Annotated in this window: 29 protein-coding genes and 1 pseudogene; 22 read left to right on the top strand and 8 right to left on the bottom strand. The window is 33.8% G+C overall.

All coding sequences use genetic code 11. From position 1 onward, the window contains the following. The first annotated feature begins 86 nt into the window (after positions 1–86). Positions 87–770 (top strand): Fe2+-dependent dioxygenase, encoded by a 684-nt coding sequence (locus tag ACLBWE_RS12065; RefSeq protein WP_092706883.1) that lies wholly within the window; start codon positions 87–89, stop codon positions 768–770. A 42-nt stretch (positions 771–812) separates the two neighbouring features. Here ACLBWE_RS12065 and ACLBWE_RS12060 read toward each other — a convergent pair whose 3' ends face one another. Beyond that, positions 813–1,208 carry a Fur family transcriptional regulator gene (locus ACLBWE_RS12060; RefSeq protein WP_045430754.1) on the bottom strand — a complete coding sequence of 132 codons (396 nt, stop codon included), beginning with the start codon at positions 1,206–1,208 and terminating at the stop codon, positions 813–815. Between the two features lie 279 nt (positions 1,209–1,487). After that, a complete protein-coding gene (gene pdxR / locus ACLBWE_RS12055) occupies positions 1,488–2,903 on the bottom strand; it encodes a MocR-like pyridoxine biosynthesis transcription factor PdxR (protein WP_447603090.1) in 1,416 nt (471 codons plus the stop codon). A 141-nt stretch (positions 2,904–3,044) separates the two neighbouring features. On the opposite strand from pdxR, the gene ACLBWE_RS12050 reads away from it, so the two are divergent. Both ACLBWE_RS12050 and ACLBWE_RS12045 read left to right on the top strand, forming a co-directional pair. Beyond that, positions 3,045–3,419, top strand: coding sequence for a cupin domain-containing protein (locus tag ACLBWE_RS12050; RefSeq protein WP_447603088.1), 375 nt, complete (start codon positions 3,045–3,047; stop codon positions 3,417–3,419). A 23-nt stretch (positions 3,420–3,442) separates the two neighbouring features. Beyond that, a complete protein-coding gene (locus tag ACLBWE_RS12045; RefSeq protein ID WP_017388144.1) occupies positions 3,443–3,892 on the top strand; it encodes a carboxymuconolactone decarboxylase family protein in 450 nt (149 codons plus the stop codon). 33 nt (positions 3,893–3,925) lie between these two features. Here the strand turns inward: ACLBWE_RS12045 and ACLBWE_RS12040 are convergent, their stop codons facing one another. Beyond that, on the bottom strand, positions 3,926–4,447 hold the full coding sequence (locus ACLBWE_RS12040) for a hypothetical protein (protein WP_348948321.1): 522 nt from the start codon (positions 4,445–4,447) through the stop codon (positions 3,926–3,928). 312 nt (positions 4,448–4,759) lie between these two features. Between ACLBWE_RS12040 and ACLBWE_RS12035 the strand changes: the two genes are divergently transcribed. The 6 genes from ACLBWE_RS12035 (at position 4,760) to ACLBWE_RS12010 (ending at position 7,700) form a co-directional block, all read left to right on the top strand. Beyond that, positions 4,760–4,984 (top strand): hypothetical protein, encoded by a 225-nt coding sequence (locus ACLBWE_RS12035; protein ID WP_447603085.1) that lies wholly within the window; start codon positions 4,760–4,762, stop codon positions 4,982–4,984. Between the two features lie 148 nt (positions 4,985–5,132). Continuing rightward, positions 5,133–5,507: a TonB C-terminal domain-containing protein gene (locus tag ACLBWE_RS12030; protein WP_447603083.1), complete on the top strand. Its 375-nt coding sequence runs from the start codon at positions 5,133–5,135 to the stop codon at positions 5,505–5,507. 293 nt (positions 5,508–5,800) lie between these two features. Beyond that, complete coding sequence (locus ACLBWE_RS12025; protein WP_447603081.1) at positions 5,801–6,070, top strand: hypothetical protein; 270 nt, start codon at positions 5,801–5,803, stop codon at positions 6,068–6,070. 142 nt (positions 6,071–6,212) lie between these two features. Beyond that, positions 6,213–6,413: a hypothetical protein gene (locus tag ACLBWE_RS12020; protein WP_003652344.1), complete on the top strand. Its 201-nt coding sequence runs from the start codon at positions 6,213–6,215 to the stop codon at positions 6,411–6,413. 186 nt (positions 6,414–6,599) lie between these two features. Then, the gene (locus tag ACLBWE_RS12015; RefSeq protein ID WP_447603079.1) at positions 6,600–7,109 is read left to right on the top strand and encodes a hotdog fold domain-containing protein; all 510 of its coding nucleotides are present in this window, start codon (positions 6,600–6,602) and stop codon (positions 7,107–7,109) included. A gap of 15 nt (positions 7,110–7,124) precedes the next feature. After that, a complete protein-coding gene (locus tag ACLBWE_RS12010) occupies positions 7,125–7,700 on the top strand; it encodes a lysozyme (RefSeq protein ID WP_447603077.1) in 576 nt (191 codons plus the stop codon). An 86-nt stretch (positions 7,701–7,786) separates the two neighbouring features. Here the strand turns inward: ACLBWE_RS12010 and ACLBWE_RS12005 are convergent, their stop codons facing one another. Beyond that, positions 7,787–8,203 carry a carboxymuconolactone decarboxylase family protein gene (locus ACLBWE_RS12005; protein ID WP_447603123.1) on the bottom strand — a complete coding sequence of 139 codons (417 nt, stop codon included), beginning with the start codon at positions 8,201–8,203 and terminating at the stop codon, positions 7,787–7,789. A 110-nt stretch (positions 8,204–8,313) separates the two neighbouring features. Here ACLBWE_RS12005 and ACLBWE_RS12000 point away from each other — a divergent pair, with 110 nt between their 5' ends. Then, on the top strand, positions 8,314–8,628 hold the full coding sequence (locus ACLBWE_RS12000) for a winged helix-turn-helix transcriptional regulator (RefSeq protein ID WP_447603075.1): 315 nt from the start codon (positions 8,314–8,316) through the stop codon (positions 8,626–8,628). A 596-nt stretch (positions 8,629–9,224) separates the two neighbouring features. Further along, a complete protein-coding gene (locus ACLBWE_RS11995) occupies positions 9,225–9,488 on the top strand; it encodes a hypothetical protein (RefSeq protein WP_447603073.1) in 264 nt (87 codons plus the stop codon). Positions 9,489–9,544: 56 nt separating this feature from the next. Here the strand turns inward: ACLBWE_RS11995 and ACLBWE_RS11990 are convergent, their stop codons facing one another. Beyond that, the gene (locus ACLBWE_RS11990) at positions 9,545–10,399 is read right to left on the bottom strand and encodes a DMT family transporter (RefSeq protein WP_447603071.1); all 855 of its coding nucleotides are present in this window, start codon (positions 10,397–10,399) and stop codon (positions 9,545–9,547) included. A gap of 235 nt (positions 10,400–10,634) precedes the next feature. Here ACLBWE_RS11990 and ACLBWE_RS11985 point away from each other — a divergent pair, with 235 nt between their 5' ends. From ACLBWE_RS11985 to ACLBWE_RS11950, 8 genes and pseudogenes are all read left to right on the top strand, one after another. Next, entirely contained in the window at positions 10,635–11,504 is an 870-nt protein-coding gene (locus ACLBWE_RS11985; RefSeq protein WP_017388154.1) for a LysR family transcriptional regulator, read from the top strand. Positions 11,505–11,656: 152 nt separating this feature from the next. Further along, positions 11,657–11,788, top strand: coding sequence for a hypothetical protein (locus tag ACLBWE_RS11980; protein WP_004643213.1), 132 nt, complete (start codon positions 11,657–11,659; stop codon positions 11,786–11,788). 273 nt (positions 11,789–12,061) lie between these two features. Beyond that, positions 12,062–12,349 (top strand): hypothetical protein, encoded by a 288-nt coding sequence (locus tag ACLBWE_RS11975; protein WP_004643212.1) that lies wholly within the window; start codon positions 12,062–12,064, stop codon positions 12,347–12,349. Between the two features lie 88 nt (positions 12,350–12,437). Further along, a complete protein-coding gene (alaE, locus tag ACLBWE_RS11970) occupies positions 12,438–12,869 on the top strand; it encodes an L-alanine exporter AlaE (protein ID WP_447603068.1) in 432 nt (143 codons plus the stop codon). 109 nt (positions 12,870–12,978) lie between these two features. Beyond that, a complete protein-coding gene (locus ACLBWE_RS11965; RefSeq protein ID WP_205468996.1) occupies positions 12,979–13,341 on the top strand; it encodes a NirD/YgiW/YdeI family stress tolerance protein in 363 nt (120 codons plus the stop codon). A gap of 410 nt (positions 13,342–13,751) precedes the next feature. After that, a complete protein-coding gene (locus tag ACLBWE_RS11960) occupies positions 13,752–14,864 on the top strand; it encodes an OmpW/AlkL family protein (RefSeq protein WP_045430812.1) in 1,113 nt (370 codons plus the stop codon). Between the two features lie 55 nt (positions 14,865–14,919). Further along, positions 14,920–15,006: pseudogene (locus ACLBWE_RS11955) on the top strand (hypothetical protein); the annotation flags it as partial. Positions 15,007–15,039: 33 nt separating this feature from the next. After that, positions 15,040–15,468 (top strand): DNA breaking-rejoining protein, encoded by a 429-nt coding sequence (locus tag ACLBWE_RS11950; RefSeq protein ID WP_151745572.1) that lies wholly within the window; start codon positions 15,040–15,042, stop codon positions 15,466–15,468. A 65-nt stretch (positions 15,469–15,533) separates the two neighbouring features. Here ACLBWE_RS11950 and ACLBWE_RS11945 read toward each other — a convergent pair whose 3' ends face one another. Then, positions 15,534–17,120, bottom strand: a complete 1,587-nt coding sequence (locus tag ACLBWE_RS11945; protein ID WP_447603065.1) for an ATP-binding cassette domain-containing protein — start codon at positions 17,118–17,120, stop codon at positions 15,534–15,536. A 262-nt stretch (positions 17,121–17,382) separates the two neighbouring features. Further along, positions 17,383–17,826 (bottom strand): universal stress protein, encoded by a 444-nt coding sequence (locus ACLBWE_RS11940; RefSeq protein ID WP_004643207.1) that lies wholly within the window; start codon positions 17,824–17,826, stop codon positions 17,383–17,385. A 289-nt stretch (positions 17,827–18,115) separates the two neighbouring features. Between ACLBWE_RS11940 and ACLBWE_RS11935 the strand changes: the two genes are divergently transcribed. The 3 genes from ACLBWE_RS11935 to ACLBWE_RS11925 all read left to right on the top strand — a co-directional run bounded on the left by ACLBWE_RS11935 (position 18,116) and on the right by ACLBWE_RS11925 (position 19,404). Then, positions 18,116–18,343: a hypothetical protein gene (locus ACLBWE_RS11935; RefSeq protein WP_003652322.1), complete on the top strand. Its 228-nt coding sequence runs from the start codon at positions 18,116–18,118 to the stop codon at positions 18,341–18,343. A 176-nt stretch (positions 18,344–18,519) separates the two neighbouring features. After that, positions 18,520–18,693: a hypothetical protein gene (locus ACLBWE_RS11930; protein ID WP_045430822.1), complete on the top strand. Its 174-nt coding sequence runs from the start codon at positions 18,520–18,522 to the stop codon at positions 18,691–18,693. Between the two features lie 267 nt (positions 18,694–18,960). Beyond that, on the top strand, positions 18,961–19,404 hold the full coding sequence (locus ACLBWE_RS11925) for an RDD family protein (protein WP_092706924.1): 444 nt from the start codon (positions 18,961–18,963) through the stop codon (positions 19,402–19,404). Between the two features lie 58 nt (positions 19,405–19,462). Here the strand turns inward: ACLBWE_RS11925 and ACLBWE_RS11920 are convergent, their stop codons facing one another. Further along, positions 19,463–20,638, bottom strand: a complete 1,176-nt coding sequence (locus ACLBWE_RS11920) for a benzoate/H(+) symporter BenE family transporter (protein WP_447603061.1) — start codon at positions 20,636–20,638, stop codon at positions 19,463–19,465. Between the last annotated feature and the right edge of the window lie 134 nt (positions 20,639–20,772).

The following is a 20,772-nucleotide window of genomic DNA, read 5'->3' as shown; positions in this document are numbered from 1 at the left end:
AAAAATTTATTAGTCTAAAAAAGTAATCTAAAATAGCCTCAATTTGAGGCTATTTTATTAATTAAAGCTATTTTAAAGGTATCGCCGTGATTCACCATATTCCTAATGTACTTAGTAAAGAACAAGTCCAGTTTTTCCGTCAAGAAATGGCCAAAGTAGAATGGGTTAATGGAAAAGTCACTGCTGGTACACTTTCAGCTACAGTAAAACATAATCAACAATTGCCTGAAGATCATCCTTTAACCCATCAACTGAGTAATATCATCCTTGATGCTTTAGGTAAACATCCATTATTTCTATCTGCTGCAATTCCACTAAATATCATACCGCCTTTATTCAATCGCTATGAAAATCATGAATCTTTTGGTTTTCATGTAGATAATTCAATACGTCTCATACGTGGTAGTAATCAGCGTTTAAGAACAGACTTGTCTTGTACAGTTTTTTTAAGTGAGCCAGAAGAGTATGAGGGGGGAGAACTGGTAGTTGAAGATACGTATGGATACCACGAAATTAAATTGCCTGCTGGTGATATGATTTTGTATCCATCTACCAGTCTACATGAAGTGACAGCTATTACTTCAGGCTGTCGTATAGCATCTTTTTTTTGGGTACAGAGCATGATTCGTGATGATGCAGAGCGACATATGTTATTTAACCTAGATCAAACTATTCAGAACTTACGTATGCAACTGGGTGATGATCACAAAGAAGTCTTGAACTTAACAAATACTTATCACAACTTAATTCGTAAGTGGGCTGAGGTTTAAATAACAACAAAAGTAATTAAGTAGCGTAAATTATTTAATACGCTACTTATAGATATTTACTTCAATATTTAATGCTTTTTCATCAATTTTTTTCAATAAACATTCTAATAGTTCTTCTACTTTTTCATCATATTCGAAAGGATGAGATTTCCCAGTTTGAGTATTAATAAGATTTAAACTAATTTTATTAGAGGCTGGTCTATAAATTCCTCTATTACTTTTACCCAAAACAACTCTTTTAATTAATTTTCTATGTTCAAGCTCAGCTAAAGTACGATATGTAGTGGCTAGACTAATTTTTAGGTTTTTCTTTTGGGATAACAGATATATTTCTTCTGCGGTTATTCCCTTATCGTTCTCATGTAAAAAACGGAAAATAGCAACTCGCGAAGGCGTAGCTGATAAACCATTTTCAATTAACTCTTGGTGATAATCCATTTAGTTCCTCTGCTAATGGCTTATTTATATTTAAATTGATTACTAAGGATTTTTTAGTAGTGGGTAAAAAAATCTATTTGAAAACCAATGATATTAGTCTTAATTGTAAACCATTTGGTATAAAAAGTATTATGGTAAAAAGTAAAAATACTTGATTTAAATATTAAAAGTTAGAAGCCAATTTTTTCCAAAGAAAGTTATGAAATTAATAATATTAGAGTACGAATAAAAAGTAGTGTGAAAAGTCGTATTTACTGTACAACCAAACTTTAAATTCTTTCATGACTGAACTTTATTTTGTTCGATGATTTGCACTAACTGTTCACATGACTGATTTACTTTTGATAAAGGTGAGGTTGCAACACCTAACATTAAACCTGAAACAGCATTTTTAGGGTCTTGGTACCAAAGTGATAATGGAGAGGGAGCCAGATTGAAAGCTAATGCTTCATTCACAATTTTTTGATCGGATAATGAGGGTGGTAAATTAATGAGTACGGATAAGCCAGCAGTATAGGTTTGCAGATTAAATCGTTTTAAACACTTAATTAATTCATCACGCTGAGCACTATAAGTTCTTTTTGTTCGTCTTAAATGTCTTAAAAAATGACCTTCATGCATAAACTCTTGAATTGAAAGTTGTAAAGATGGAGATGGAGCGGGTACTAAAGTTGCTGTCGTTTCTGCAAAGTGATTAATCATGTGAAAAGGTACAACCGCAAATCCAATCCGTAATTTGGGACTGATAGTTTTGCTAAAGCTTCCTAAGTGAATAACTCTTCCAGTAGTATCTAATGAAAATAAAGCGGGTGCTGCTCGGCCATCTAATTGTAATTCTCCTAAATAATCATCTTCAATAATCCAGCTTCCGTTCTGGTTAGCCCAATCAAGTAACTTTAATCGTCTGGTCAAAGAAAGTGACATTCCTAAAGGTGCTTGCTGTCCCGGTGTGACTAATGCAAGGGAGGCATCTGGTACATTTTTCATTGCGAACTCTACATCTATCCCATCTTTATCAACGGGAATTGGACATATTTCCAGTCTTCCAACTTTAAGTGCATGTTTAGAGAAAGGGAAACCGGGATCTTCAACCCATGCCTTTTTTCCTCCTAATCCTAAAACATGTAATGTAAGGCCCAGCCCACCAGAGAAACCAGAAGTGATAAATACTTGGTCAGGAATACATTGAATGCCCCTTGATAGAGCTAAATAAGCAGCAATTTCTCGACGAAGACCATGTTCACCCCGAGCGTCTGGATAGCTAGGCCACCCACTAGATTCATTGCGAACAGATTTTGATCTGATTTTTGAAAATAACTTTGCTGGAAAGATTTCTTTTGAGGGGACGCCTAATTGAAAAATGCCCTGCACAGTTGTCATATCTAAATACATCTGTGTAAACGAACTATTTTTATAGTCATCTTGAATAGAGGGTGGCTTAGCTGCTTGGTAGGCAACACGTGTACCTTGTGATCTGGACGCAATGATAAATTGACCATCGGAAAGTCTTTCGTATGCAACTTTTACGGTACCTCTAGAAACACCAAGTTGACTGGCTAAATCGATCCATGAGGGTAGACGATCACCTAGTTGTAGCGTTCCAGAAATAATGGCTTGTTCAATCCCAAGGCGTATTTGTTCGGCTAACGGAATCTTTAATTTGCGATCTAAATTAATTTTGAGCCGCTGGGACATTCGTGGTACAGCCTTTTAATGCATTTTTGGTTCATGAATTTATACTACGGATCTATAAAATAAAAACAACTTCCTATCTTTATGTAGATTTAATTTGAAATGAAAATAATCAAAAGCAGATTCTTTTTAGGGATAGGTCTAATGCTTGCGAGTATTACACCGTCTATGGCACATGAGCCAGTGGAAAAAGTTACGCCTAATTTTCAACATGCAATTTCTAATATACCGGGCAAGTCTCTTATCGCTTTAGAGGTGGATTATCCGCCTGGTGGCGCTTCTATTCCTCATACTCATGCGAAATCATCTTTTATATATGCCTATGTGGTTGAGGGTAGCATTGAGTCTAAAGTGAATAATGAGAAGCCAAAAATCTATCAGGCAGGTCAGAGTTGGTTTGAAGAGCCAGGAGCAGTTCATTCTATTAGTCGCAATGTAAGTAAGACTAAACCAGCAAAGCTATTGGCAGTATTTGTTGTAGATACTGACGATAAAGGGTTAGTTACCCCAGTAAAATAATTGAAAGTAAACAGGTGTCTATTATGGTTCAACGTATTGATTATAATCAGGTCGCTCCAGCAGGTGTTAAAGCTCTAGGTGGTGTCTATAGCTACGTAATGCAAAGTGGTTTGGCAGCAGAGCTAGTTGAATTGGTTTATCTACGCATATCGCAAATTAATAACTGTGCATATTGTTTGGACATGCATACGAGAGATTTAATCAAGAAAGGCGTAGCAATTGAAAAACTAGCTTTAGTTCAGGCTTGGCAAGAAGGTGGTCATCTATTTAATGAAAGGGAGAGAGCTGCTTTAGCTTGGGCTGAGTCAGTAACTAAAGTCTCTACAACCGGAGTACCTGATGATGTTTATCAACTTGCCCATTCTGTATTTGATGAAAAAGAACTGGTTGATTTAACGATAGCTATTAGTTTGATGAATGCATATAACCGTATGGCGATTAGTTTTAGAAATACCCCACAAGCCGCAAAGTAATATTCAAAAAGCCCTCTAGCGAGGGCTTTTAACTTATTTAAAAGAAGGTTGGCTTAAGATTTTGTAGACCTTTTCTTTATATACATCGTTGGAAATGACGCCTTTATCTCGCTGTTGTTTGAGCGATTTAAACTGCTGACCATGAATTTCTCTTTGAATATTCACATTATCATGATTTCTAATGTAGTAAAGACTACGCTCATGATCACTCATATTTACTGTTTCATCAGTAGAGTAGGACGGCTTAGCCTCCTTTTCTTGATATTGTTTTGCAATTTCAAAAAAATCTACATTATGAGGAGGAGTGTTAGAATTTGAAAACTCTTTTGGTTGCCCATTAAATTTATGGTCTTGAGAACTCGCGTTTACCGCAAGCATGCTCTTATGCTGATTAAAGTTAGGGTGATTATATTCTTGTTTCATTTGAAATGTGTTTGTTTCAGAAAAAGCTACGGGAGAAAAAAGACTAATATTTAAAAATAAAAAAGTTAATAACAATCTATTCATTTCTTTTGAAGTCCAATTGAAATTGAGTAAATCACTGTATTGTAACATTAAAGTTGATTTTTTGAAGATTAAATTTTGAATGGATTTGATCATCTGGTCAATAATAGGGTGAATCGACAGATTTGTGTGAAGTTCTATTGAAAGCTTCACACAAAGAATTTTATATAAAATAAAATCTAAAATTCTTAACTTTAGAGTGTTTGTCCATTATCTAATTTTAATATTTGTCCCGTAACAGATTCTAATTTTTTAAAATACTTATTTATAAATTTGTTGTTAAGTTGAGCTAAACAGTGTTGGTGTGACAATGGTGATTCAATTTGTTAAATTGCGTGGTTTTTATAACAGTGGGCGAAATTTATGAAGACGTTTTTAGTTATATCTTTATTGGGTTTTGGGCTGATTGGCTGTGCTTCATCTACATATAATTCTCAAGAAAATTACTTAAATAAACCTCTAATTGTTCCAGAAAATAAAGCCTTTAATAGTTTTAAAGCACCTGAACACGGAATTTTTACCGATCAAGATATCTATAATATTCCAGAAAATTCAAACATGAATATCCGTTATGAAGTCCCTTTTTAAAGAAAAATAAAAAATTAATTTAAACAAAGGTGGAATAAGGGGAGCTTACCACCTTTGCTGACGAGGAATAATTAATGATTAATATCGCCTTCGGGTGGTTTTTTAAATTTTAAACTGTTAAATTTTAGTTATTGAAAAGGTATTTAAAATGAAAAACTTCACTATTATTGCTTCCTTATTTTTATTGGTTGGGTGTACTATTGGTCATAAACAAGCCACTCCTGTTCAAGTGACTGATAATAAAATCACTTCTGAGGCTGATAAATATAAAAAACAATATCAAAAGAAAATTTATAAAATATGGGATGTTCCAGAGTCTTCTACAGGGATGAGTGCAAGCGTTAAAGTATTTTTAAGTGATAGCGGGGAAATCGAGCAAATCATCTTTTTAGATAAAGAAGAACAAAAATTTAAAACAAGTATTGAAAAAGCGATCTGGCGTGCAAGTCCATTTGCTTTGCCTTCCAACCCAGAAGTAAGAAAACAAGCAAGAAAATTCAATATGAAATTTCAGGCGAAATAAATGAGTTCTTCTTAATCATTAGGGGCGAATTTAAAATTGTTAAGGTATATTAAATTTGCTCTCTAGTTTCATGAAAAATCTAAAATAGTTAGTTTAATTGCTATGAAGGTTTTCTTTAAAATAAAAAAAGAAATATTTTATTCTAGAGAACAAATAAGACATTTTATTTATTGGTAAACAAAGTATATAAATTAGTTACATTGCTATCAAAACATAACATAAACAAAACTTTAAAAGGGTATTAAATTATTATAAAAAATATGTGAATCCATAAATATGTTCAAAGACAAAGTATGAATGAAGCAAAGAAATCTGTTAAAGAAAGTAAGGCAACTTCAGTTGTAGCGTGGAGCGTAATTTTATTTGGAATTGTTGCAGGAATTGCCTTTATTTTGTCATATGGGCAAGTTGAAACAAGAAATGATAATCTAGATATTATTCAAATCTGGTCTAAAGAAATGATTACAGTGGGTCTCTTCATTATATTTAATGGACTACTGTTCGGTTACTTACTTTTAAAAATTAGTAGTATTTTGAACCATCTTGAAAATAATAAAAACTAATTCGTAAGAGCTTATTAACCGCTTTTTAGGGGGTAAATGTATCTTAAAGTGTCAGTTACACAAATGGTGATTGTTTGGTGTTGAATGTATCCGTTAATTATTTAAGCATGGAATGACACAAGTTAAGTAAAGGATGAATCTCATGATTGATGAAGAAAAACCCTTAAATTTTGACGATGATGAAGAGCCTCTCGATTTTGCCGATGAAGAATTTATCGATGATAAAAAAGAGGATGAGTTATATAACAGCATTACAAAAGATGGCTCAAGTGTAGATCCCGCAGATGATGGTGAGCGACACATTCGCCCTGAAGATGGGGATCCGATCGAAATCGAACAATAACTCAAAGCCCAATCCAATATTGGGCATTTTTAATAGGTTTGATTTTTTTATCTGAACAGTACGATATGCTAGAGGTTATTCAATCATTATCATTAATGACTCAAGAAATTGATACCTAAGCAATGAGTGTAGAGATGTGTACATATATATTTATTGAATGATTTATTCTCGAATTGAAGTAAAACTATGAGTAATTATATTTCTACATTTACCAACAAAATCAAAAATAAAGCAGTTCCACCTGTCAATGATGTTTTGATTGCTTTTAGGACTTTGAAAAATGTACCAGGCGGATTAACGCTATTGTCAAAAGTCGTTAGTCGAGTTGCTCCATATTTTCAGACTGTAAATCCAATTATCCAAAAATTAGATGTAGATGTGTGTGAAGCCTCGATCAAAAAAAATAAGTCAATCGAAAATCATATCGGGACGGTACACGTTATTGCGATATGTAATGGGCTGGAATTTGTCATGGGTGTGTTAGCTGAAGCATCTGTGCCTCAACATTTAAGATGGCTACCTAAAGGCATGAGCGTAAATTATGTCGCTAAGGCAGATTCTGATATTAAGTTAGTGGCAACAATTGATGAGAAATGGAAGGTGGGAGATATGCAAATAAAAATTAATGCTTATAGAGCGGATGGACAGCCTGTAGTTCAAGGATATATTACGCTTTGGGTTACAGAGAAAAAGTAAATAGTAGGGCATTAAATGCAAAAAATATTGGATTATCTCCGCAAAATTTTTACTGCCAAGCCTCAGCAAGATGCAACAGAGGATCACCTCATTGCTACGGCAACTGATCATGGCGATGAATTGACAGGTATTGCTGTTGATGAGATGTCTCTTAGTGTGGATGGTGTAAACCAAATCTGTAATTTTGAGGGGTTAAAACTCAGTGCATATGATGACGGTACAGGCGTCTGGACTATTGGATATGGCACGACGAGATATCCTAATGGTAAGCGTGTAAGTGAAGGAGACCGATGCTCTCTTGAACAAGCTAAAACCTATATGCAGCACGATTTAAAGATATTTGAGCGTGCAGTAAATAGTTCTGTAAAAGTGCCTTTAAAACAGAATCAATTTGATGCACTAGTCTCTCTAACGTATAACATTGGGGTAGGTGCCTTTAAACATTCGACCTTACTCAAAAAGTTAAATTCAGGTGATTACAAAGAAGCAGCAAACCAGTTTGATGTCTGGGTAAATGCAGGCGGTAAGCGTTTGAAAGGGCTGGTTAATCGCCGTGCAATGGAAAAGAAATTGTTTTTATCATTAAAGTAGTTGTCTCAATTTCTTATTACACTTGGTTAAAAAGTCATGAAAAAGCCTCGAATGGTCAGGGCTTTTTCATATAGCAGCTGAATAAATTAACTTTTATCACCTAAAGTGATTCTGAGCCGGTTTAATGCTCCCATAAGCGAAATGCTAGTCGTTAACTCTACAATCTCTCTTTCACTAAAATATTCAGCTAAATGAGCTTTTACAGTTTCAATTTTTTCAGATAAAAAAGTGACTGCCTCCGCAAGTTCAAGAGCAAGAAGCTGCTTATTTGAAAAGACATTTGAGTGTTTATAGCCCGGAATTTTATCAATGACTTCTTGGCTTACTCCCATATCTCTTAATTCTTGAGCATGAGAAGCGCAGCAGTAAGCACAGCCGTTGATTTGTGACACATACAACTCAGCTAAAGCAACTATTTGAGGATCAATGCCGGAGGTTCGTATAGATGCGTGTGCTGAGTACAAATGATTAATCGTTTTTTTAGCAACTTCTTTATATTCCATCATATAGGCCAGTCATTTGGTGATAAAAAACTATTATTCATCACTAGGTATAGATTGTAAATTAGGCACTATTTTGTTATATAGGTATATTTTTTATACCTAATTAGACAATGAAAGATAATATTTCTGGCTGTTCTGTAGAAGAAGCAATGACAGTATTGGGTGGTCGCTGGAGAATATTAATTATTTCATTTCTCATCGAAAGACCTATGCGTTTTAATGAGTTAAGACGAGCAATTCCTAATATTTCTCAAAGAATGTTAACTTTGGAGTTACGTTTTCTTGAAGAAGAAGGTTTTATTAACAGGGAAGTTTTTGCGGAAGTTCCTGTTAAAGTTGAGTACTCATTGACTGAAGATGGTAAGAAATTAAACGGTTTAGTTGAGATGCTAAAAGAAGTTGGCTCTTGGCTAAAAGTAAGATAGTGCAGTTTATTTTATAGTTTTATTTACTTTGTTTCAGCTTGCGCCGAGATCGTATGTCATCATTTTGACAGGATCATTTATACAAGTTTTAGGCGTAAAAAAGCCTGATGCTACGAATCAGGCTTCAGTATTCATCGACAATAGGAGTTGATGAACAAGACCAATCTAACAGACCTGCTCTATAAAGGCAAACCAATGGTCGACCGAACAGTTCATATAGGCATAATTTTCCCAAATTATAGGCATTAAAAAAGCCCTTGCTCGAAAGCGAAGGGCTTAGTCGTTCATTGATCTAGCAATGAACTATATAAGGCTCATCTCATACTAAGTGCAGTATATCTGAAATTGAAGCAAGAAAGAAGAAAACTTATGACAGTTATTTGATAACTTCTTAATTATTCATATAGTCTTTCAATAGACTTAACTAAAGTGTTTGAAAGGTGCTTAATATTTGATTAGCTTTTTTATCTTTAAAAAATATTCTAGTTTTAACCAAATATACACACTTAAACAATTAGTTGAAAAAAGTTTCCATAATCGAATCAAATAGCATGTTAAGTTTTTCTCAATCATAAAAATTTAAAAAGGATTGAAGTATGAAATTTTCATATCAGGATCTTGATGGAAAGAACGTTGAAGTAGTGTGTGAAAGTTATATTCATATACCGTCAGGAACAGCAATAAAATCTACAGAAGCTGGCAATTATCATCTTATTGAAAACTTCAGTTTCTTTAAGAAAACTGAAGCTGATTCTATACCTATCTACCGATTTGCGATTGACCAAAATTTTAATGTTTTTAATAGTGATGAATTACCCGCATTAGCTCAAATCGGCACTAACTGGAAAAAATTGGTCTAAGTTTGTATTTAAAAATAAGACCCTCAATCGAGGGTTTACCCTAAAATCTTTGAGAATTATTTCTTTTTAAATACGAGCATTAAGCCTAGCAAAATTGCAATCATCCCAATTAAACCTGCTAGTGGTAACTTATTTTTTAAAATTAGAAAATCTAAAAGTGCAGTCACGATAGGAACCAGATAGAACAGGCTTGTCACATTTACAATATTGCCCTGACTTAGAAGTCGGTAAAGTAAAAGCTGAGCAACTACAGAAATTAAAATTCCAAGAAATAGGACTGAAATAATCAGTTGTGAATTCCACGTTATTTCAAAATGTTCAAAGGGAACTATAAATAAGCAGACGATAAGACTGATTACATATTGTAGCGGTAAGACATCAGTCGGAGCTTGTTGAATGTTCTTTTGCATGATAGCCCCAAAAGTTATACAGATGAGGGCAGCCAAGGCAAACAGCACACCAATTGGAGCAATAAAAGACATTGTCAGGCTTTTCCAGACTAAAAGTATGAGCCCCGCTAAAGAGATGCATAATCCTAACAGTCTTTCTTTTTGCCAGTTCTTTTCCAGAAGGCAAAGCGTGAGTATGGGCTGTATTCCCATAATTGTTGCCATTAAGCCAGGAGTGACTCCATGGGCCATGGCTTTAAAATAGCAAATTGAATAACCTGCAATAATAAGTAGCCCAGTGAGCAAAACTTGTTTTCGAGTTCCATGTTTGGGTAAAAGTCTTTTTCTAAAAAGAGCAAGTACGAACAGAACAATCAAAGCAGTTGAAAAACGCAGAATTAATAATGCTATGGGCGAGGCATTATCTAACCCCCATCGAGTAAAAATTGCGGCACTACCCCAGAGTAAAACAAAAGCGGATGTTGCACTTTGTGATGCAAGCATCTGTTTATTTAGGCGCATAAAACCTCCTCCTAGTGTGTAATACCTAAGAAATACGAAGTGATAAAATTGTTAGTAAATGCAGTTATTAATGTGTTGTTCAGTCATTAATCATGTACTGATCTTGGTTAAAATTGTGAATAGGACAAATAAATCGCTTTGAACTTATTATGATTTCAGTATGGGAGAGAGAATATGTAAAGAAAAGCGCATAATTCTTTTATATACTATTTGAAAATCGAATAGATAAATTGTAATGACTTTAAAAAACCTACAAATTGATTGGCTGAAGTGTTTTGTCACAGTAGTAGATACTGGCTCATTGTCAAATGCAGCACCTGAGCTTTATCGTTCACAATCTGCTGTTAGTATGCAATTGAAAAAACTAGAAGAAGCTCTACATTGCCAACTTTTAATACGAACGCACCGACAAATTGAATTAACCTCTCAAGGACAACTACTTTTAGGTTATGCGCGCCGTATTCTCGATTTACATGCAGAAGCACAAATGGCATTTCATGGAGATGAGTTGAAGGGCCGTATACGCCTTGGAGTACCCGATGATTATGCTGCTAAATATTTAACACCCGTACTCAAGCGTTTTGCACCGCGTTATGGAGGGGTTGAAATCGAGTTGATCTGTGAGCAATCTACATCTTTAATTCCGCGGGTAGAAAGTGGTGATATAGATTTGGCATTAATATCGAGAGACAACACTCGTCAAGGAACACTCTTATTCCATGAACCGATGGTGTGGGTAGGGTCTCCACAGTTTGAACTTTGGCGAGAAGACCCACTTCCAATTGCAGTTTACGAAAGTACGAGCCAAGCCAAAAAGAGCGCTATTCATTCTTTAGCATTACAAGGGCGCCGTTATCGTGTGGTCTACAACAGTTCAAGTTTAGCGGGCCAAATTGCAGCAGTTGAAAGCGGTTTAGCAATCGCCGTGTTCACACAGTGTAGCGCTCCTGAGCATTTAACCATATTAGGTGCAGATCATGGCCTCGGACCTTTAGAGCCGATGGAGGCTGCGGTTTATCGGAGTAGGTCATCGTTAGAGTCGAAGGCTGTAGATCATTTATACGAATTACTCATTAAAACGCTCAGACACTCAGTTAACGTTTAATGGTCAAATCTTAAGTTGATATTTAAATGTAAAACTAAAGAGCTTTACATTTTTGCGCTAACTCTACAAAAAAGCCTAGAAACCTATGCTGATCGTAAAACTAATAAAAAGTATTTATTAACTCACTATCTGAACAATTCATGAGGCGAAGTATGACAAAAATTATGGCTACCTTAGGTTTGGCTGCGATTATTTCTTTAAGTGTGAGCGCTTGCCAAGGTGAAAACGATACAAAACAGCAAGATAAAACGACAACTCCTCATTCAATGGACAAAGATTCATAATCTAGATGAATGCTTAGGCCCGTCGTAAGATGGGCTTTTTTATATCTTTTTATTTTTACTCTAAAGTGTGATTTGTAACTCACAATATTTATTTTTAATGGCGCTGTTCAAAATATGTTGACTAATATGCTAGGTTTTAAATATATTTAAATCCAACACCAATCATTTTAAATATAACTCTATATTTAAAGTAAATTGGTTCAAATGCCATCAGATCAGAAATTTAACCTTTAAATTTGATTATAAAAATATTAATTAATCAAGGAGGTGGGTATGGACGCTAAATTTCATTCTGAAAATGAATATGGTTTTATTCTAGATATTTTGAACACTTACATGGTGATAAAGAAGACATTAAAAAATGATCATTATCCTTATGATTCATTTGGTTATCTTCTAGCTCTTTATCAACCACTAAAAGTTTATATCCCTCAACTTCCACATCCGAAAATTTATATTGAGATTGGTGGAATTTCATATGACCGAATGATTGTTGGGCAAACAGAGGATGAAACGGAAGCCATAAATATTTTATCGAATTTAGGACAACTTGTTGCTTAACCATTAATTGATATTTTAATGCTGAGTTTAATTTACTTAAGGAAAGCGTTTTCTTAAGTAAATTAACGATAAAGCTATAGGCTAGAAAATGCTTGTTGGAAGAGAAAACTTAAAGAAATTCTTTGCAGATACATTTGCGATGGTTCTATTTTCGCTAGCCATAGGTACTTTTGTTGAGCTTGTAATTACGGGTCTTACACTTGAACAAACATTTAAAATACGTGCTACCGCAATACCTATTTCTCTAGTGATTGGTCGACCATATGGGTTTTATCGCGATTGGATTTTTAAAAAAATATGGGGAAAACATAAAACAGCTGTACAAAGCTTTTTGCTAGATACACTCGCTAATTTAACGTTCCAAATACCACTATATATTTTAATACTTGCTTTTAATGGAGTAACTTTAGTGCAGGTAGTTACGGCTGTCAGTTCTATTCTTATAATTGTTAGCGTTTCTGGAAGACCCTATGGAATCTTCTTAAATTTTTGCCGCAAATTATTTGGTGTTTTTACATGACATGATTAAAGAAACTCTCTTATAAGATACAAAAAACCACAAAAGCTAAATCTATAACTTTAAAATAATTTGTTTATATAACTAAGAACATTAAAAGTAGGTCATCGTAATGAAAAAAATATTCTTAGCAACACTCACTGGGTTGGCTTTATTGGGTAGTAATGCGGTATTGGCTAAACCAGATGCTGCCTTATTAAAAGAAGCGACAAAAAATGTAGTCACGGTGTCTAAAGCAAAAACCTTGGCTGATGAGTCTGGTGTTACGTTAACTGGCACCATCGTAAAGCATATTGCTGGTGATCATTTTGAGTTTAAAGATGCAACTGGATCAATTGTAATTGATATAGATGATGACTTATGGAAACCTTTACAACTAAAAGCCGGAGATAAAGTCCGTGTTGTGGGAGAGGTGGACACACATAGAGTTAAGCCTACCGATATTGAGGTTTTTAAGATTGAGCGTGTTAAATAAAACTAGATCATTTGTATAAAAACTGCTCAAAGTAAACAAAAAAGAAAACTCCTATTTTTAGGAGTTTTCTTTTGAAAGACGATAACTTTTTATTATTGTGGGGTGAGGCGTGGAGTTAAATTTCGGCCTCATTTCTATCTAATTGGTTCAATCAGAAAAGCGGACGAGTATTAAAATTAGACTATTTTTACTTTTGAATTATTTTACCAATCGTTAAATTATAAATTTGCATAGTGTTACCATCTGTCAGAAAAATTAGATAACTATTTCATGTAATTAATGAGATAAATTGATGGGTTTGTCTAAATTAATTCTGTTTAAAAAATATACCGATTGATAAAAACGGCAGCTTGTCTATATTCCATACATATATTGCAAAATCAGCAATATATTTCTAGGATGGAATAAAAATGAAAAAAAGAGTAATAAAAATAGCAATATTGAGTTCATTATCTGTAATCACAAGCATGAGTTATGCGCAGGAATTTAAAAGATTCTCTGTCTCTGCTGGTTGGATACATATAATGCCACAGGGTAAAGCTAATCCATTTAATATTAATACAGCTGTTAAAAATGGAACTGCTGCTAAAGTCGGTACTATTTCAACAACAAGCTTTTTAAATTCGGTTGATCCGAATGCCACTGAAATAGACTTAGGAGGAGAAGTCTTTAATCAAAAGGAGTTTCTAGAGTTAGCTTTAAAAGATGAGTACATGCGAGAGATTATTCTTGATGCCAACGGTAATATTAAACCCGAAGTTTCTGGTACTGCGACGATCCATGGAATAGAAAACTGGCAACAAAATGATGCAGGTCTTGAGGTCGATGATGCAGACACGTTGGGTTTAACGTTTAACTATTATCTTAATGATCATGTGTCTTTACAATTTATTGGCGGAATTCCACCTAAAGTAGATATTAAAGGAAAAGGAGAAATCCTAGCGCCATTAAGCGGAGTCGCAATGTCTCCTAATGACTTGGTGAAATATCTTTTTCCTAATGGGATTACCTTGGGTCAAGCGATTCCAATTACTAACCTAGGAAATAAATCTAAAGCTGCATCTATTCGAGCATGGACGCCAACCATAGAAGCACAATATCAGTTTGGTAAAAGTGGGGTAAATAAATTTAGACCCTATATTGGGGCTGGTTTAATGTATGCCCATTTTAATGATATTAAACTCAATGATGGGATTCGTTCTGATTTAGTCTCCGCAGGCCATATGATTCAGAATGTGTTAGATGGTAAAGCAGGAGCAGCTTTAGACCGCAAAGAATCGAGTGGAAAAATGGTTGTTAATGTTGATGCCGATGATGCGATAGCTCCTATTTTTACTGCTGGCTTTACTTATGATTTTAATGATTCATGGTATACGGTTGCTTCCGTATCTTATGCAAAGTTGAGTAATAAAGCCCAAATTGATGTAGTTAATCAAAACACGGGAACTCGCTTAATACACGCAACAACAAAAGTTGATATTGATCCACTGATTACCTATTTAGGGGTAGGCTATCGGTTCTAAAATTTTAATTATTTAAATGGAGTATCTCAAAGAGAAAGTAAAACTGAAACTTTGAGATATCCTATTTGTTACTAATTATAAAAAGTAACTACTACTCATCAAAATCATACATAAAGTAAAATTTTATAAAAATTATTTTTAATATAATAATTTAAAATATTTTGAGGATTAAAAATTGAAAAAAATCATTAAAACTTTATTATTATCTACACTGATTTCAACTACATCCTTCACTGTTTTAGCTAAAAATATTGAGCAAAAAGTTAATTTTTTACAAGGTTCAACACATACCACATTAACTGGAAAATTTCAGGGCTATGATGATGTAAGGTACAGGGTTTATGCAAAGAATGGACAAGTATTAAAATTTAATATTAATAGTCTTGGTAATTTAGCCTATGTCAATATTTTTGCACCAGGTAAAAAACCAGGTAAAGATAATGCATTATTAATTGGCTCAACTATAGGGTCGAAAGGAGAACTTACTTTGCCAGTTGATGGAGATTATATTATTCAAGTTTATCAAATGCGTAATAGTGCTCGTAAAAATAAAACTGTGAAATATAGTCTAGATGTCGAATTATTAAATAAAGTAAAAAAATAATATTTTATAAAATTTACTAGCTTTCATATGAGAGCTAGTAAATTTGAAAATGATAGAGATAGTCACTACTCGATTAAAGAAAATGACTCGTAAATGCCACAACTTTCAACAAACATTTGATCATGTGAAACTAGTAATACAGCACCTTCATAACTCTGAATAGCACTAGCTAATAATTCTCTCGATTCAATATCTAAATGATTTTCGGGTTCATCTAATAACAGAAGTCTAGGTGTAGGTTCTATCTGGCTAAGGGCCAATAAAGCTACTTTTAGTTTTTCACCACCACTTAGCTGAGACAATAGTTGGATACCTTTATCACCGCGAATTCGAAGTTGGCCTAATAAATTTCTCCATTCCAATTCTGAAAGCTCATTATTCATGTGAGTTAAATTCTCAATAACAGACATTTCATCACATAAAAAGCTAAAGTTTTGATCGAGATAAAAGCACTCTACAAATAATTGAATGCTGTCAAAGGACTGATTCTTTTGTGCATTGATTGCTTTAAGCAGCGTTGACTTTCCAATACCATTTTGACCCGTTATGTGGATTTTTTCGGCTACATGTACAGCTAAATCTATTGGTTGTTGAGTCCCATAGTTCAGTTTGAGTTTCTTAATCCGAAGAATTTCTCCAGATTTCTTTTGAAAGGTAGGGAAGACAAACTGTTGTGGTTTGACGGTTTCAAGATGCATTTTTTTGTCTTTTAAGTCATTTTGACTATTTGTAATTTGTCGTTGGTGCTGAGACTGTATAGCCGCAATACTTTGGCCCGCTTGTTCCTTTTTAAAGTCGAGCAAAATTTTGGCTTGAGAATTTGACTCTCTTAATTTTTTGCCAGCACGTTCACGTTTCTGAGCTTTCATTAATACATCATGTTGCTTTTGCTTCATATGCTTAACATCGCGTTGGCTTTGTTGAACAGATTGCTCTAAAGCTGCAACATGAGTTTGATATTGCTCATCAAATTTCTCATAGTTTCCGGTTGTGTGATGTAGGCCATGTTCATTTAAGTGATAGATATGGTCTACCTCATTTAACAAAGTTCGGTCATGACTAATGATCAGTGCACCTGATGGGTGTCTTTTCAAATGATCAATTAACCATTTTCTAGATTCTTGATCTAAATGATTGCTAGGTTCATCAAGAAGTAAGTAGTGATCTGATTTTAAAAATAAACAGCTTAAGGCCAACTTGGTTTTTTGACCTTCACTTAAGTTTTTAACTGGAAAGTCTAAATCAGTGGGCAAATGAGCGGATTCTAAGAGAGTATTCCATAAGGTATGTAAATCCCATTTGCCTTCCAGTAAATCATAATCATCGAAGTTGGCAACACCTTGCTCAACTCTTTTAAAAGCTTGATAAATGTCTAAGATACCTAATGCTTCAGCTATGGTCAGTCCCGTTAACCGATGTAGTTGAGGTAAATAAGCATGTTTTACATGCCAAGATATTTGTCCAGATGTAAGAATTGAATCTGCTTTAAGCGTCTGATTTAACATTTGCATAAGCAAAGATTTACCTTGACCATTACGGCCAATTAAGGCAGACACCTGATTCGATTCAAGGCTAAAATTTAGTTGTTTAAACATGACTTTAGATGAAAGCTCTAAAGTCAGCTGTGATATTACACATGCCTGCTGAGTCATAAAAACCTCATAAATACAGGATGTACAAAATAGGAAAAAGCAGTTTTAAGCAGAGACGTTAAATCACAAAAAAAATAGTCTATTTTGCACATCAAAAAAAGAAAAAATGATGAGAAAAAAGACTTACTTCATTGGCGTGACTCACGAAATTGAAAGAATAAGAAACTATTCTATCTGGGTTTTTGCTTAGTGTAAAATTTATACAATCTATTTTATTAAAAAACCCAATCATTGGATTGGGTTTTTTTGCATCTAAAAAAGTTTATTCTTTTACAACCAATACCTGAATTTTGGTACTGTTTAAAACATCTTGAGCAAAACTACCCAAAATAAGTTTTTGGAAGCCTTTGCGACCATGAGAACCAATTACAATCAAATCGGAACCTAAGCCTTCTACAGCTTTTAAGATACCATCTGAAGAAATTTCACCTTGGATAATCTGAGTTTCGGCATCAATACCTTCTTCAGCGCATAAAGCTTTTACTTTTGCGAGAGTTTTTTCTGCATTGGCACGTGCTTCAACAAAATAATCTTTTACAACAGGTGAGATGTAATAAAAATCTACGCCGCTAAAAGGATCTACCGCAACTAAGCTAATAGCGGTCAATTTACTCCCAAATGCCTTTGCAATATGAGCTGCTTGTCTTGCTGCTGCTAAAGAAATTTCAGAACCATCGACAGGTACAATAATATGTTGGTAATTCATAATGTTATTCCTCTTATTTACAGTTGTTATATGTATGAAGCATTTATTAATTAAAGATTAACATATTTCATTCTCGGTAAACATCTATTCAACTAAAGGAAAGGAAAATTAAATAAAATTATTTTAAATCATTAACTTATGTTTATTCTCATATTGATTGTGATGGAATTTAAGAGCTATTGCTGAATAATTGATAATATTTACATGAAAATTACAAAAAATTACCGTTCATATTTCTGTCATATAGAAAACGTATAACAAAATAGTAAACTAAGGGGGAGTGATGAAGATGGCTGATTTAACAGCAAAGAAAATCAATAAACTCATTGAAGAGTTTCGTCAAACAGGTAAAGAACCAGAAAAATTAGTCGTTGGTTATAAAACGTATGCCAGACTGATGACCGAAGATAAATTTGCAGAAAAAGTTGTCCCTTCACTAGAAAATTCAAAAGAGCGGTTATATAAAAATTTAAAAATCAAACTTGTGACTGAAAAGCATTACTTTGAAATCAAATAAAATTTATGTGAAATACATCACTGCTTATTAAAGTAAAGTAACACTAAATAAGTTTAATAACATGATTATTGTATGATGAAACAAATTAATAGTGTAACCAACATTTGAAAACAGCAATCGTTTATAAACTCGATAGAATAAATTGCTTTTATTTTTAAGTAGTGGAATAAATCGAGATGCCAACACTCAGTGTAATTATATTTTATGTTTTAACTATATTAGGTAGTGTAGCTATTGTTTATGGATTAGTCAGTTTAATTGTTTTTTTAATTTTTATTGGATTAGCTCTATTATTTGCAGCATTATTATTAAAAACAGAATTTAAATTAGATATTTTATTCTGGAGATAAATATAATATGTATTTATATTTTTAATTATCTATAAAACTGTTTCAATAGAGCTGAAACGAAAAATTTCAGTTCTAAAAAGATTAAATTAGTTTTTATGGTGAATATTAGTGTAATAACGTTTTTTGATCGAAATTATTACAATAAAATATAAAAGTAGAAAATTTTAAATTTATTTAAGTATTTAAAAATAAAAAAGTTTCATTTAGGATAAAAGTAAAATTGTAAAGGCGTTTGTAGCTATTAAACAATAACAAAGCGAGGTGAGCATGACTTATAAGTATGAGTATGCAGGGTTCTGGTTAAGATTTGGTGCAATGATTATTGATACTCTTATTCTTTTTTTGGCAATTATTCCTGCGGCATGGATTTTTTATCAGGGGGATTATGACTTAGTCTTTGCCACAGGCTTAAGTGCGAAACCACAAAATTATGGGTTTGATTTAATCGTGAACTATGTATTTCCTTTATTGTATTCAATTTTATGTTGGCTGTATTTTGCAGGTACTCCAGGTAAACGATTGATGCGATTAAAAGTTTTAGATGAAAAAACAGGCAATAAGCTAACGGTCATGCAGAGTATTATTCGATACATTGGCTACATTCCATCAATTTTAGTATTTGGTATTGGTCTTTTTTGGGTCGCATTTGATGCTAAAAAACAAGGCTGGCATGACAAAATGGCGAAGTCAGTTGTAGTGAGAGAGCTATAATAAATAAGACGAAAAAGCGTTCATAGCATTGAAAATAGGGACTATGAACGCTTTTTTATTAACTTTTTTTGACTTTAAGTTTTAAAATAAAATATACAACAACACCTACAATAAGTCCCCAAAAGGCTGATCCGATACCGAAAAATTGAATGCCCGAAGCACTACATAAAAAGGTAAATAATGCAGCTTCACGATCTTCAACCTGAGCAAATGCGATTGCAATGTTGTGGCTAATCGTACCAAATAATGCAATGCCAGCTAAAGCTACAATAAAGATATGTGGAAAAGACATGAGTAAGCTTGTCAATGTTGCGGCAAACAGGCCCATTAAAATGTAGAAAAAACCACAGCTCATACCTGCAATATATCGTTTACTTGGGTCAGGATGAACTTGGTCATCTAAGCTTACAGCCGCACTAATCGCAGCAATATTTACGCTATAACATCCAAAAGGTGCAAGCACAACTTGGGTTAAACCTGTCCAGCCAATCAGTTGATTAACATGCGGTTTATAGCCATAACTCTTAATCATGGCAATTCCAGGTAAATATTGCGAAGCCATGCTAATCACAAAAAGTGGTAGAGCTAAGCCCAAAAGTGCTGACCAGCTAAATTCTGGACTAATCCAAATAGGTTTAGCCAAAGACCACTGAAGTGTAGGCATATGAAATTCTAAAAAGACAGGGCACAGGGCAATACCCGCAAGTGCTGTGAATACAATGCTATAGCGGGGCCATAATCTTTTTGTAATTATATAAATGACCAGTAAAGATAAAACGAATTCCCAATCATTCTGCAAACTGGCGAACAGGGAAATACCAAATTTGAGTAAAACACCTGCAAGCATTGCACTGGTTAAGCTTTGAGGAATATATGAAAGTGCTTTTTGAAATATACCTGAAAAGCCTAAAATAGCAGTCAGTAAACCACCCACTAAAAAAGCACCAATCGCTTCACTTAAGCTATAGCCACTGCCTGTTGCCATAATTAAAGCGAGGCCAGCAGTTGACCATGCCGTTGCTACAGGATATTTAAATTTCCAAGAAAGTATGAATCCTGATAAACCAATACCTAAGCCTAAAGCCCAAAACCATGAGGTGATTTGCTCGGGTGAAGCACCTAAAGCTTGAGCCGCTTGAATCACTAAAATGGCCGAAACACTAATACCTATTAAAAAAGTGATAAAGCCAGCAAATACGGCTGGAATTGAAAAATCTTGAAGAATCTTTTGCATAGCTAAATGTTCTAAATCCCTGAAAAATTAATATGTTTCTGTCTCTGCTTTCAGCTAGGTAAATCTAACAATTTTTTTAAAGAAGGTGCTTTCTATTTTTTACTTAAAATAGAAATAATATTTTCAAAATATTG

This window comes from Acinetobacter sp. M5A5_2a (genome assembly GCF_053345265.1).
This window is presented reverse-complemented; position numbering and strand designations above follow the sequence as displayed.